This is a genomic window from Luteococcus japonicus, assembly GCF_003752415.1.
Taxonomy (GTDB): Bacteria; Actinomycetota; Actinomycetes; order Propionibacteriales; family Propionibacteriaceae; genus Luteococcus; species Luteococcus japonicus.
Map to the genome: position 1 here is coordinate 3219359 of NZ_RKHG01000001.1, position 12946 is coordinate 3232304.

Consider the following 12946-nt stretch of genomic DNA (forward strand, 5'->3'; position numbering starts at 1 on the left):
CCATGGAACTGCTCGGGCGTCTGGTCGAGGCATCCAATGCCACCTTCCTGGCCGAACTCGACGGCCGGCACGTGGTCTACAAGCCGACGGCGGGGGAGGCCCCGCTGTGGGACTTCCCCGCACACACCCTGGGGCGACGAGAGGTGGCGGCCCACCGCCTGAGCAGCGCCGCCGGCTTCGACGTCGTGCCCACCACCGCCTGGGTGGAGGAGGCACCCCTGGGTCCGGGCTCCGTGCAGGACTGGGTGGAGACCGATGGTGACGAGCTGGCGGACCTGGTGGGGCTGGATGCCGTGCCGGAGAACTGGTTCGCCATCGTCGTGGGAGTGGACGATGAAGAGCGCGAGGTCGCGTTGGCGCACGCGGACCACCCGGCCCTTCGTCGCCTCGCCCTGTTCGATGTGCTGGCGAACAATGCCGACCGCAAGGCGGGCCACATCCTGCGCGTCGGCGAGCAGGTCCGGGGCGTCGACCACGGGGTGAGCTTCCATGTGGAGCCCAAGCTGCGCACCATCCTGTGGGGCTGGTCCGACGCGGAACTCACCCCCGCTGAGCTCCAGCTGGTGGCGCAGGCCCACGACGTGGCTCCCGAAGCGCTCTCCGGCTGGCTGTCGCCCGAGGAGGTCAGTGCCTGTCAGGCCCGGGCCACAGCCCTGCTGGTCACGGGCAGCTTCCCGTCCGTGGGCGAGGACTGGCGCTGCATCCCCTGGCCGCCGATCTGATCAAGCCGATCTGATCAAGGTGCCAAGGATTTCCCGCTGCCGATACCGTTGTGCGCATGAAGGCTTGGTCTGCACCCGTCGTCCCGTCGCTCACACTGCCCACGCCGGCCGCCCCGGCGCGGCTGTCCGTGCACGACACCGCCCGCCAGGAGAATGTGGAGGCGGGCCCGGAACAGGGCACCGCACGGCTCTATGTCTGCGGGATCACCCCCTACGACGCCACCCACCTCGGGCACGCCAACACCTATGTGACCTTCGACCTGCTCAACCGCGTCTGGCGTGACCTGGGCCTCCAGGTCAGGTACGCACAGAACGTCACCGACGTCGACGACCCGCTGCTGGAGCGAGCCGCCGCCACCGGCCAGGACTGGACCGAACTCGCCCAGGACCAGACCCAGCTCTTCCGCACCGACATGGAGGCGCTGCGGGTGCTGCCGCCCGACGCCTATGTCGGTGCCGTGGAGTCCATTCCGCAGGTGGTCGCGCTCCTGGAGTCGATGAAGGACAGCGCAACCCTGTACCAGGTGGACGACCCCGACTACCCGGACTGGTACTTCCGCTGCGAGATGGCCCCGGGCTTCGGGCAGGTGGGCAACCTGGACGAGCAGCAGATGGTGACCCGGTTCACCGAGATGGGCGGGGATCCGCAGCGCCCAGGCAAGCACCATCCGCTGGACTGTCTGGTCTGGCGGATGGAGCGCCCGGGGGAGCCCGCCTGGGAGTCCTCGCTGGGCCGTGGCCGCCCCGGGTGGCACATCGAGTGCACCGCGATCGCGCTGGATGCCCTGGGCAAGCACTTCGACGTGCAGGGAGGCGGCTCCGACCTCGCCTTCCCGCACCACGAGATGTGCGCCGCCGAGGGCAGCGTCGCGACGGGGGAGCCCTTCGCGCAGGTCTATCTGCACTCGGGCATGGTCGCGCTCGACGGCGAGAAGATGAGCAAGTCCAAGGGCAACCTGGAACTGGTCAGCCGGCTGCGCGCCCAGGGACATGACCCGATGGCGATCCGCCTGGCCCTGCTGGGGCACCACTACCGCAGCAATTGGGAGTGGACGGCAGAGGACCTTGCCACGGCCGAACAGCGGCTGGCGATCTGGCGCGAGGCCGTCGGGCTCGACGCCGCCCTCGACGCCCGGCCGGTCATCGAGCAGGCTCGCACCGCGCTGCGTACGGACATGGACGCGCCGGCTGCCCTGGCGGCCATCGATGCCTGGGCCCAGGCCAGTCTGGCGCTCGATGGTGACGACCACGAGGCCCCCGGGCACATCGCAGCCTTCGCCGACGCGGTGCTGGGCATCGCGCTGTAGCCCCGCGCAGGGCGGATAGGGTGTGCGGGTGAGCAAGTCATTCGAAGAACTCTTCGCCCAGCTGACCGAGACCGCACGTACCCGCCCCGAGGGGTCGGGCACCGTCAAGCGGCTGGACGGCGGCGTGCACACCATCGGCAAGAAGATCGTCGAGGAGGCGGCCGAGGTGTGGATGGCCTCCGAATTCCAGTCGCGTGAGGAGGCCGCGGAGGAGATGAGCCAGCTCATCTACCACGTGCAGGTCATGATGATCGCCCTGGGTCTGGAGCTCGAGGACGTCTACCGCTACCTCTGAACCACCCCGTCTGCAGAACCAGCCAGCAGAAAGACCAAGGAGACACGTCAATGTCGCAGGACCAGCTGCTCAAGATCGCGGTGCCCAACAAGGGGGCGCTCAGCGAGGCCGCGGCGCAGATGCTGCGCGAGGCCGGCTACCGGCAGCGCAATGACAGCAAGGAACTCGTTCTGGTGGACGAGGACAACCACGTCGAGTTCTACTACCTGCGGCCGCGTGACATCGCGGTCTACGTCGGGGAGGGCACGCTGGACGTCGGTGTCACCGGCCGCGACATGTTGCTGGACTCCGGTGCCGATGCCGACGAGGTGATGGCCTTGGGCTTCGGCCGTTCCCGCTTCCGCTTCGCGGCCCCGGGCGGAGCCCAGATGGGTGTGGATTCCCTGGCCGGCAAGCGCATCGCCACCTCCTACCCGGGCCTGCTCCAGGGTTACCTGTCCGAGCGCGGCGTCGAGGCACGGATGATCAAGCTCGACGGTGCCGTGGAGTCGGCCATCCGGCTGGGCGTGGCCGATGCCATCGCCGACGTGGTGGAGACCGGTACGACGCTGCGCAAGGCGGGGCTGGAACTCTTCGGTGACGTGATCTGCCACTCCGAGGGCATCCTGATCCAGCGTCGTGGGGATGATGTGCCCTCCGACGTGCTGGACCTGCTGAAGCGGCGCCTGTCCGGCGTCCTGGTGGCGCGCAACTACGTGATGGTGGACTACGACGTCTCCCAGGAGAACCTGGACGAGGCCACCGCCATCACCCCGGGGCTCGAGGGCCCGACGGTCTCCGGTCTGGCCAAGGACGGCTGGTTCGCGGTGCGGGCCATGGTGCCGCGCAAGGACGCCCAGAAGATGATGGATGACCTGTGGGCGGCCGGCGCCCGTGCCATCCTGCTCACCGACATTGCCGCCTGTCGGCTCTGAGACGGTGACTGCCACGATGGCCTCCAGCCCTGCAGAATTCCGTTCGCGTCCCGCCCTCGTGATGGGCAGCGTCATGTCCGCCGTCCTGGTGGCCTTCTCCGTGGGCCTGTGGATTGCCATGGGTCCGGAGATCCGCGCCCGCTTCACGGGGCCCCAGGTGGGGACGCTGATCTTCTTCCTGGCCTTCGCCGTCGGCATGATGATGTCGGTGGGGCTCAGCAAGGTCATCGTCGCCGAGGACGGCCTGACCGTGCGCAATGCCGTCTTCACCCGGCGGTACCCCTGGTCCGAGGTGCAGGGCGTGCAGCTCGGCGAGGGCGATCCCTGGGCCTATGTCCGGCTGGTGCCCACAGCGGAGCACCCCGAGGGACGCACCCAAATGGCCCTGGCCATCCAGCGCTCCGAGGGGGCGGCGGCCGACGAGCGCATCGCGGAACTGCGGCGGCTGATCGCCGAACACCGTCCGGGACATACGGCCTGAGCCGACTGCGCGGCAGGAACGGACGCTGGATCTGTGCCAGCATGGAGGCATGCCTTCCATGCCTGTCCTGGTCCTCGTGGCCACCATCGCACTCAGCCTGCTGACCCTGTTCTGGACCTGGACCCGCTGGTCCATGGGGCATGGAGCCCGAGTCCTGCTGCGCGGGCTGGGCGTGGTCCTGGTGATCGTGGGTCTCTACCTCAGCGGGCTGGGGAACCTGGTGGGCAACGGCGTCCGCTCCATCCATGACTGGGCCCAGCGCACCCAGATCAGCACCCCCATGCTGGTGGGCTTCTCCCTGGCCGGAGCCGGTCTCGTCTTCTGGGTGGTTGGCACCCTGCTGCGGCCACGCACCCGGGAACAGGCCAAGGCGGCGCGGCTGCAGCGCCGCGGCACGGCAGCGCCCCTCGCCTCCACCAGTGGGCGCACCACGAAGCGGCCCGCCGCTCCCACTCCCGCTCCTGCCTCCGACGAGGATGCGGAGATCGCGGCGATCCTCGACCGTCGGGGCATCCAGTGAGCCACCAGCCAGCCGAGGGCATCGCCCATGGTCAGCGCCTGGCGCAGCCAAACCCTGCCTTCAAGGGCGACACCGGCCAACCAGACCCGGAGCTTCGTACCGCGATCGCCTCGGGCACGGACCAGCTCGGCTACCTGCGGGCCGTCACGCTGCTGTGCACCTCGCGGCTGCTGATGCCGATCGTGGCCAGCGGAGATGACTCGATGGATGGCCCCGATCCCGAACGCCACGCGGAGATGGCCGCCGTCACCATCGCCAGTGCGGCAGGGGAGCGTGCCCTGATCGGCTTCACCGGCATCGACGCCATGCAGGCCTGGGACCCCGCGGCGCGCCCGGTTCCCTGCACCCTGGATGACCTCGCGGCGACCGTCGCCCAGTCGGGTGCGAGCCACCTGCTGCTGGACGTGGCGGGACCCGAGCAGTTCGTGCTGGGCCCGGAGCTTGTGGCGGAACTCGCACAGGGTCATCGCCTGGTGGAGGTCGAGCCCGGTCAGTTCGGGTGGATGTTCGTCGCGCAGGACTGAAGGCCGGCTGACCCGATTTCGTGCCCACCGTCATGGTGGGATAACATGGGATGGATTGGTCGCGCCGTGTGCGTCGGCCGCGCAAGTGGAGGCCTGACCTCCCACCTGACCGGGTCCAGCTCGGCGGGTCGGTAACCACCGTCAATGGTGTCCACCATCGGACATCGTGGGACGGCTGTCAGGCTTCCGTGCGTGCGGGAGCCTTTTTCATTGCTCCGGTGCGGCGTGGACGGCAACGTCGGTCAGCCGGTCGCAGGAATTCAAACCTTGGAGGACACATCAGCAACGAACCTCGCATCAACGAGCGGATCCGTGTTTCGGAAGTCCGTCTGGTCGGCCCTGCCGGCGAACAGGTGGGCATCGTCAAGATCGACCAGGCGCTGCAGCTTGCTCGTGAGCACGACCTCGACCTCGTCGAGGTGGCCCCGATGGCCCGTCCGCCGGTGGCGAAGCTCATGGACTACGGCAAGTTCAAGTTCGAGGAGGCCCAGAAGGCCCGCGAATCGCGTCGCAACCAGACGAACACCGTCATCAAGGAGATGAAGCTTCGTCCCAAGATCGACGAGCACGACTACGAGACCAAGAAGGGTCACGTCGTGCGCTTCCTCAAGGCCGGGGACAAGGTGAAGATCACCATCATGTTCCGTGGTCGTGAGCAGTCCCGCCCCGAACTGGGCTACAACCTGCTCAAGCGGCTGGCCGAGGACGTCACCGAGTTCGGCTTCATCGAGTCGTCCCCGAAGCAGGATGGGCGCAACATGCTCATGGTGCTGGGCCCGACGAAGAAGAAGACCGAGGCCCGTGTCGACGAGAAGGCCGAGCGCGAACGCCGCATGGCCGAGCGCGCCGCGGCCCAGGAGGCGGAGCGCCAGGCGGAGGCCGACCTTCGCGCCAAGCACGTCCCGTCGGCCACGAAGAAGAAGCGCGGGCCCGCGGACAACATGGATCCCGACATCGATCTGTGACAGACCTCGGATGGTTCCACGGAGTCATCCACCCCGAGCCGGGAGACCGGTTCACCCGCCGCAGCAGGCTGCGACGGGCCACCTGAAGAAGATGAATGGAGCGGCAACCATGCCGAAGATGAAGACGCACTCCGGTGCCAAGAAGCGCGTGAAGGTCACGGGCAGCGGCAAGCTCTCGCACCGTCAGGCCGGCAAGCGCCACCTGAACGAGCACAAGGCCACCACTCGCACCCGCCGTCTGTCTGCCGACAAGATGCTCGAGGGCGCCGATGCCAAGAAGATGCGCAAGCTTCTGGGCAAGATGAAGGGCCGCTGATCCATCGCGCTGGCTCCGTCCAGTACCTCCCGGAGCACACCGGTTCGAGCCTGCAAGCAGCTCGTAGGTCATTCCGGACCCCCCTCGCCGCAGGACATCGCGGCACCACGCACTTCGGCCCCACGGCTCACCGTGAACCGGGCCGGCACAACCACAAGGAGTAAACATGGCACGCGTCAAGCGTTCTGTGAATGCGCACAAGAAGCGTCGCGAGATCCTCGAGCAGGCCTCGGGCTACCGCGGCCAGCGCTCGCGTCTGTACCGCAAGGCCAAGGAGCAGGTCCTCCACTCGATGACCTACTCCTACAACGATCGCCGCAAGAAGAAGGGCGATTTCCGTCAGCTGTGGATCCAGCGCATCAACGCTGCATGCCGCGCCGAGGGCATGACCTACAACCGTTTCATCAACGGCCTGAAGAATGCCGGCATCGAGGTGGACCGCAAGATCATGGCCGAGCTGGCCGTCAGCGATCCCAAGGCCTTCTCCGCCCTCGTCGAGCTTGCCAAGGCCAACCAGCCGCAGCAGCCCGCCGCCTGAGCCAGACCCTGTAGGGTTTCGGCATGACTTTTGACGAGCCGAGCGCACTACCCCTGATCTCCCGGGGGCAGCAGCGCTCGGCTCGTCGTTTGTTGTCCCGCAGGGAGCGTGACGAGCAGGGCCTCTTCCTGGCCGAGGGTGCCCAGGCTGTGCGGGAGGCGCTACGCCGCCCCGACCTGGTCGAGGCCGTGATCGTCGATGACGAACACATCCACGCAGAGCTGTTGGGCATGGCAGATCCGCAGATCTGCTGGAAGGCCCACCCCGACGACATGTTCCAGCTCAGCGACACCGTCACGCCGCAGGGCGTGGTGGCGATCGTCCGGCAGGAGCTCGCCAGTCTGGACGACATCGTGGCCCCGAAGCTGGTGGTGGTCTGTGCCCAGGTGCGTGATCCGGGCAATGCGGGCACCGTGATCCGGTGCGCCGACGCCTTCGGCGCCGACGCCGTGGTCTTCACCAAGGGCTCCGTCGAGGTCTTCAACCCCAAGACGGTGCGTGCCACCGTCGGCAGCATCTTCCACCTGCCCATCGTGGTGGGCGTGGAGATCGCGGATGCCGTCACCTGGTTGCACCAGCAGGGAATGCAGGTCTTCGCTGCCGATGGTGGGGGAGTCCACCTGGATGAGCTGGACGGTGACCTCGCCCGTCCCACGGCATGGATCATGGGCAATGAGGCCTGGGGGCTGCCCGAGCGCGAGCGGGGTCTCGCGGACAAGGTGGTGGGGGTTCCGATGTGGGGTCAGGCCGAGAGCCTCAACCTGTCGACGGCAGCTGCCGTCTGTCTCTACGCCACGGCAAGCGCCCAGCGCAGCGCGACCGACTGATATCCTCAGCCACATGGTGGCCCGTCGATTTCTGAGCCCCCGGCCTTGTGACGGTCGTGGGGAGGCTCGTCGACGCTTGTCAGCCAGCTAGGTCCGCGCAGTCCTTGGCCGGGGGTGATCACCCCGAAGCCAGAACCTGAGCAGTCGTGCCCTGACCCACGAGAAGAGGAGCCCATGAGCGGCCCGAACACGAACTATGATCCCGTCCAGGTGACGCCGCTGAAGGCCGAGCAGGTGGAACAGATGGTCTCGGAGGCGCTCGCCGCCATCGAGTCCGCCAGCACCACCGCGGAGCTGAAGCAGGCCCGTCTGGACCACAATGGCGACCGATCCCCGATCGCGCTGGCCAACCGCGAGATCGGTGCCCTGCCGCCGCAGGCGCGCAAGGAGGCCGGCGCCCGCGTCGGCAAGGCGCGCGGCCAGATCAACCAGGCCATCGCGGCCAAGGAGAAGGTGCTTGCCGCCGCCGAGCTGGAGGCCCAGCTGGCCGCCGAGACCGTCGACATGACCCTGCCGGTGCGCCAGCACCCCGCAGGTGCCCTGCACCCCGTCACCGCCCTGATGGACAAGATGGCCGATGTCTTCCTGTCCATGGGCTGGGAGGTCGTCGAAGGTCCCGAGGCCGAGGCCGAGTGGTACAACTTCGACGCGCTGAACCTGCACCCCGAACACCCCGCCCGTGCGCTGCAGGACACGCTGTGGATCGACCCCGTCGAGAAGGGCGCGCTGCTGCGCACCGCCACCAGCCCGGTGCAGATCCGTACCTTGCTGGAGCGCGACCTGCCCGTCTACGTCGTCAGCCCCGGCAAGGTCTTCCGCGCCGACGAGTACGACGCCACCCACCTGCCGGTCTTCCACCAGATCGAGGGCCTGTGCGTGGACAAGGGGATCTCGATGGCCCACCTGAAGGGCACCCTGGACCACTTCGCCAAGGCGATGTTCGGCGACGACATCCGCACCCGGATGCGTCCGCACTACTTCCCCTTCACCGAGCCCAGCGCGGAGGTGGACGTCGAGTGCTTCGTCTGTCGTGGCGAGAGCGTCGGCAACCCATCGCGTCCCTGCCGCACCTGTCGCAGTGAGGGCTGGATCGAGTGGGGTGGCTGCGGCGTCGTCAACCCGCGTGTGCTGGCCGCCTGCGGCATCGACACCGAGGTCTACTCGGGCTTCGCCTTCGGCATGGGCGTCGACCGTTCCGTGATGACCCGCAATTCCGCCCCCGACCTGCGCGACTTCGTCGAGGGTGACATCCGTTTCAGCCGTTCGCTCGTTGGAGGAGCACGATGAAGGCCCCCATTTCCTGGCTGCAAGACCTGGTCACCCTGCCCGAGGACCTGGGCACGGCCCGGCTCGCCGAGGCGCTCACCCGTGCCGGTCTGAATGTGGAGCGGATCGAGGCCATCGGCGGCGAGGTCAGCGGCCCCGTCGTGGTCGGCCGCGTGCTGCACTTCACCCCGGAGAAGCAGAAGAATGGCAAGACCATCAACTGGTGCCGTGTCGACGTGGGGCCCGAGCACAACGAGCCCGAGACGACCGCCGAGGACGGCACGGTCATCCCGGCCGGCCGCGGCATCGTCTGCGGGGCCCACAATTTCGCCGAGGGTGACCTGGTCGTCGTGGCGCTGCCCGGTGCCGTGCTGCCGGGCGACTTCGCCATCGCGGCCCGCAAGACCTATGGCCATGTCTCCGACGGCATGATGTGCGCGGTGGACGAGCTGGGCCTGGGCGAGGACCACGCCGGCATCATCGTGCTGCCCACCGAGATCGACGGCGTCCCCGTGGTTCCCGGCATGGAGGCCATGCCGCTGCTCGGTGGTGGCGACGAGGTGCTGGAGATCGACGTCACACCGGACATCGGCTACTGCCTCAGCGTGCGCGGGATCGCCCGCGAGGCCGCACAGGCCACGGGCGTCACCTTCGTCGACCCCTACGCCGTCCCGATGCCCGGGCAGAAGACGGATGGCCACCCGGTTCGGATCGAGAGCCCGAACTGCACCACCTTCGTCGCCCTGACCGTGACGGGTATCGACCCCGCTGCGCCGAGCCCCGACTGGATGAAGCAGCGCCTGGAGCGGGCCGGCATGCGCTCGATCAGCCTGCCCGTCGACGTCACCAACTACGTGATGCTCGAATCCGGTCAGCCGCTGCACGCCTACGACGCGGACACGTTGTCCGGAGCCATCGTCGTGCGCCAGGCCACGCCGGGCGAGACGCTGGTCACGCTTGACGATGCCAGCCGTGAGCTGGTGGCCGACGACATGCTCATCACCGACGAGTCCGGACCGATCGGCCTGGCCGGTGTGATGGGTGGGCAGACCACCGAGGTCACAGAGCAGACCACCAGCATCGTGCTGGAGGCCGCCCATTTCGATCCCTTGGCGATCGGCCGCACCTACCGCCGCCACAAGCTGCCCAGCGAGGCCTCCCGCCGTTTCGAGCGGGGCGTCGACGTCGCGGTGCAGTACGCGGCGGCGCGCAAGGCCGCAGACCTGCTGGTCCGCTTCGGTGGGGGCAGCCTCGCCGAGGGTGAGACGGTCGTCGGGCAGGTTCCGCCGATGCCGCAACAGCACATCACGGCGGACCTCCCGGCCCGCATCTTGGGCACGGCGGTGAGCCGTGAGCAGGTGATCGAGATCCTGACAACGTCGGGGATCAAGGTCACCGCGCTCGGGGATTCGCTGACCCTGGTGCCGCCCACCTGGCGCCCGGACCTGGTGGACCCCTTTGACTACGTCGAGGAGGTGGGACGCAAGATCGGCTTCGACCAGATCGAGTCCATCCTGCCCACCGCGCCGGCGGGCCGTGGCCTCTCGCCGGCCCAGCAGGGCCGCCGGACCGTGCGCCGCGCGATCGCGGACCTCGGCTTCGTCGAGCTCATCAGCCTGCCCTTCATCAGCCGGGACGAGGTGGAGCAGATCACCCACGAGGGTGACCCGCGCCGCAACCTGGTGCAGCTGGCCAACCCGCTGGACGACACCCACGGATGCTTGCGGAGCACCCTTCTGCCGGGGCTCTTCCAGGCCATCAAGCGCAATACCTCGCGCAGCAATGATGACCTGGCCCTGTTCGAGATGGGCACCATCTTCGGCTCAGGCAGGGGAGTGGCCGCGCCGCGTCCCAGCGTCCTGGATCGTCCCTCCGACGAGGAGCTGGCCGGTCTGGAGGCGGCACTGCCGGAACAGGCCACCGCCGTCGCGGGCGTCGTGTCTGGCAACTGGCTGCCGGCCGGGTGGCAGGGCCCTGCGGTCAGGGCGGACTGGACGCATGTCGTGGCCCTGGCCGAGGAGGCCGCGCGGGCCGTGGGGATCACGCTGACCCGCACGCAGGCACAGGTCATGCCCTGGCACCCGGGACGTTGCGTGGAGCTGTTCGCCAATGATCGCTCCATCGGCGTGGCCGGCGAGCTGCACCCCAGCGTGGTCAAGCAGCTGGGGCTGCCGGAACGCACCTGCGCGGTGGAGTTCGATCTTGGCTTCCTGCTGGAAGAGGCGCCAGGCATCGGCTCCATCCCCAGCCTGTCCAGCTTCCCGCTGGCCAAGGAGGACGTGGCTCTGGTCGTCGATGAGTCCGTTCCCGCCGAGGACCTGCGTCGTGCCCTCGTCGAGGGTGCCGGTGAGCTGCTGGAGAGCTGCGAGCTCTTCGACATCTATCGGGGGCCGCAGATCGGCGAGGGCAAGAAATCGCTGGCCTATTCGCTGCACTTCCGCGGTGCGGACAAGACGCTGAAGGACACCGAGAGCGCCGCAGCGCGCGACGCGGCCGTGGCCGTGGCGGCTGAGCGCTTCGGCGCCCTCCAGCGCGCCTGAGTCAGGCGTTGGGGGCCAGCTGCGTCCCCGCACCACGACGTCGGATCGGCACCTGGGTCTCCTCGAGGCCGGGGTGCCGATCCTTGTCCTTGCCCTCTCCTTCCTGGCCCTCGACGACGAAGCCCGCATCGGCGATCATCTGCAGGTCGTCCTGGCCTGCCTGTCCCTCACTGGTGAGGTAGTCGCCCAGGAAGATGGAGTTCACCAGCTCCAGCGCGATCGGCTGCAGGCTGCGCAGGTGCTGTTCGCGGCCCGCCGCGGCCCGTACCTCGGTGTCCGGATGCACGAAGCGCACCATCGCCAGGATGCGCAGGCACTCCAGTGGTTGCAGCACGCGCTGGCCCTCCATCGGGGTGCCGTCGAAGGGGAGCAGGAAGTTCACGGGGACGGAGTCCACACCCATCTCACGCAGAGCGAAGATGGCCTCCACCAACTGCTCCGGGCTCTCGCCCATGCCGGCGATCAGGCCGGAGCAGGGGGACAGGCCGGCGCCCTTGACCGTCTCGAGGTTGTCCGTGCGGTCCTGGTAGCTGTGCGTGGTGCAGATGTCGGTGTAGTGGCTCTCGGCGGTGTTGATGTTGTGGTTGTAGGCATCGGCACCCGCGGCGCGCAGCTTCTGTGCCTGCTCGTCGGTGACGAATCCCAGGCAGGCGCACACCTCCACCTCGGGGTGGGCGCTCTTGATGTTCTCGATCATGCCGGCGACCTTGTCGGTCTCGCGATTGGATGGGCCGGTGCCCGAGGCCACCATGCAGACGCGCTTGACGCCGCTGGCCAGACCGGCCGCGACCACCTCGTCCACCTGGTCGTCCTTGAGCCACGTGTACTTGAGGATGTCGGCCTGACCACCCAGCCTTTGGGAGCAGTAGCCGCAGTCTTCGGCACAGATGCCGCTCTTGAGGTTGACGAGGTAGTTCAGTTTGACCCGGTTGGCGAAGAACTTGCGTCGCACCTGGCTTGCGGCCGCGACGAGGGCGAAGACCTCGTCATTGGGGCAGCGCAGGATTTCCAGTGCCTGTTCGGGGGTGATGGACTCCGCGTTGAGTCCGGCGCGTGTCATGGAGCCGAGGTCCACGATTCCTCCAGGGAGTTGAACGGTGTTCAATGGTCGTTGTCACGGTAGCGTGTGAGCGGCTTGGGTGAAAGGGGCGGGACATGAGTCTGGATCGTGACGACGTGATCGACGCGGCCGTGCAAATCCTCGATGAATACGGTCTGGGCGATCTGTCGATGCGTCGGGTGGCCGATGTCCTCGAGGTGAAGGCCGGTGCCCTCTACTGGCACGTCGCCAACAAGCAGACCCTGCTGGCTGCCGTCGCGGACCGCATCCTGGGCGAGGTCCCGGCGGTGGATCCGGCCGTGGATCCCGGCTCCGCGCTGTCGGCCTGGGCGCACGGGCTGCGTGGGGTGCTGCTGGCCCATCGCGATTCCGCAGATCTGGTGGCGACGGCCCTGGCCTCGGGTCTGTGTCGGGCTGACCCCCTGGTGCGGTTGGCTCCGGTCTTCGGGGGTGCGGCCGGTGCCAAGGTGGCCAGGTGGAGCTCCGGAGCCCTGCTGGACCTTGTCCTGGGGGCCGTGGCGCGCGAGCAGAATGCCCTGCTCTTCGCCCAGCTGGGGAAGTCCGTCGCTGCGGACTCCGGTGATCAGGCTCGTGCCTTCTCCCATGGCGTCGAGGCGTTGGTTCGCGGTCTGCTCGCCGCGGATCTGGACGTCAAGGAATAGTTATTCCAT

15 protein-coding genes are annotated in these 12946 nt (G+C 68.2%); 14 read left to right on the forward strand and 1 reads right to left on the reverse strand.

The genetic code is table 11. The features are described 5' to 3' along the window. Window positions 1-2 precede the first annotated feature (2 nt). The 13 genes from EDD41_RS15355 (at window position 3) to pheT (ending at window position 11215) form a co-directional block, all read left to right on the forward strand. Window positions 3-722: an SCO1664 family protein gene (locus EDD41_RS15355; protein WP_094764472.1), complete on the forward strand. Its 720-nt coding sequence runs from the start codon at window positions 3-5 to the stop codon at window positions 720-722. A 56-nt stretch (window positions 723-778) separates the two neighbouring features. Then, on the forward strand, window positions 779-2029 hold the full coding sequence (mshC, locus tag EDD41_RS15360; protein ID WP_094764473.1) for a cysteine--1-D-myo-inosityl 2-amino-2-deoxy-alpha-D-glucopyranoside ligase: 1251 nt from the start codon (window positions 779-781) through the stop codon (window positions 2027-2029). 28 nt (window positions 2030-2057) lie between these two features. Further along, on the forward strand, window positions 2058-2324 hold the full coding sequence (locus tag EDD41_RS15365; RefSeq protein WP_123576507.1) for a phosphoribosyl-ATP diphosphatase: 267 nt from the start codon (window positions 2058-2060) through the stop codon (window positions 2322-2324). A 50-nt stretch (window positions 2325-2374) separates the two neighbouring features. Further along, a complete protein-coding gene (gene hisG / locus EDD41_RS15370; protein WP_094764475.1) occupies window positions 2375-3238 on the forward strand; it encodes an ATP phosphoribosyltransferase in 864 nt (287 codons plus the stop codon). A gap of 16 nt (window positions 3239-3254) precedes the next feature. Next, window positions 3255-3719, forward strand: coding sequence for a PH domain-containing protein (locus tag EDD41_RS15375; RefSeq protein ID WP_170165408.1), 465 nt, complete (start codon window positions 3255-3257; stop codon window positions 3717-3719). A gap of 49 nt (window positions 3720-3768) precedes the next feature. Beyond that, the gene (locus EDD41_RS15380) at window positions 3769-4239 is read left to right on the forward strand and encodes a hypothetical protein (protein WP_148060589.1); all 471 of its coding nucleotides are present in this window, start codon (window positions 3769-3771) and stop codon (window positions 4237-4239) included. Beyond that, window positions 4236-4763, forward strand: a complete 528-nt coding sequence (locus EDD41_RS15385; protein WP_245995677.1) for an SseB family protein — start codon at window positions 4236-4238, stop codon at window positions 4761-4763. The genes EDD41_RS15380 and EDD41_RS15385 overlap by 4 nt, the downstream gene beginning before the upstream one ends. Window positions 4764-4981: 218 nt before the next feature. Beyond that, on the forward strand, window positions 4982-5728 hold the full coding sequence (gene infC, locus EDD41_RS15390; RefSeq protein WP_211336677.1) for a translation initiation factor IF-3: 747 nt from the start codon (window positions 4982-4984) through the stop codon (window positions 5726-5728). 109 nt (window positions 5729-5837) lie between these two features. Beyond that, on the forward strand, window positions 5838-6044 hold the full coding sequence (rpmI, locus tag EDD41_RS15395; protein WP_094764479.1) for a 50S ribosomal protein L35: 207 nt from the start codon (window positions 5838-5840) through the stop codon (window positions 6042-6044). Window positions 6045-6210: 166 nt separating this feature from the next. After that, window positions 6211-6582 carry a 50S ribosomal protein L20 gene (gene rplT, locus EDD41_RS15400; protein WP_094764480.1) on the forward strand — a complete coding sequence of 124 codons (372 nt, stop codon included), beginning with the start codon at window positions 6211-6213 and terminating at the stop codon, window positions 6580-6582. Between the two features lie 23 nt (window positions 6583-6605). Next, a complete protein-coding gene (locus EDD41_RS15405; RefSeq protein WP_123576513.1) occupies window positions 6606-7409 on the forward strand; it encodes a TrmH family RNA methyltransferase in 804 nt (267 codons plus the stop codon). A gap of 174 nt (window positions 7410-7583) precedes the next feature. After that, window positions 7584-8696: a phenylalanine--tRNA ligase subunit alpha gene (gene pheS / locus EDD41_RS15410; RefSeq protein WP_123576515.1), complete on the forward strand. Its 1113-nt coding sequence runs from the start codon at window positions 7584-7586 to the stop codon at window positions 8694-8696. Beyond that, entirely contained in the window at window positions 8693-11215 is a 2523-nt protein-coding gene (pheT, locus tag EDD41_RS15415) for a phenylalanine--tRNA ligase subunit beta (protein WP_123576517.1), read from the forward strand. The genes pheS and pheT overlap by 4 nt, the downstream gene beginning before the upstream one ends. Window position 11216: 1 nt before the next feature. Here pheT and bioB read toward each other — a convergent pair whose 3' ends face one another. Then, the gene (bioB, locus tag EDD41_RS15420; protein ID WP_123577172.1) at window positions 11217-12275 is read right to left on the reverse strand and encodes a biotin synthase BioB; all 1059 of its coding nucleotides are present in this window, start codon (window positions 12273-12275) and stop codon (window positions 11217-11219) included. Window positions 12276-12370: 95 nt separating this feature from the next. On the opposite strand from bioB, the gene EDD41_RS15425 reads away from it, so the two are divergent. Beyond that, window positions 12371-12937: a TetR family transcriptional regulator gene (locus EDD41_RS15425; RefSeq protein WP_123576520.1), complete on the forward strand. Its 567-nt coding sequence runs from the start codon at window positions 12371-12373 to the stop codon at window positions 12935-12937. Window positions 12938-12946: the final 9 nt, after the last annotated feature.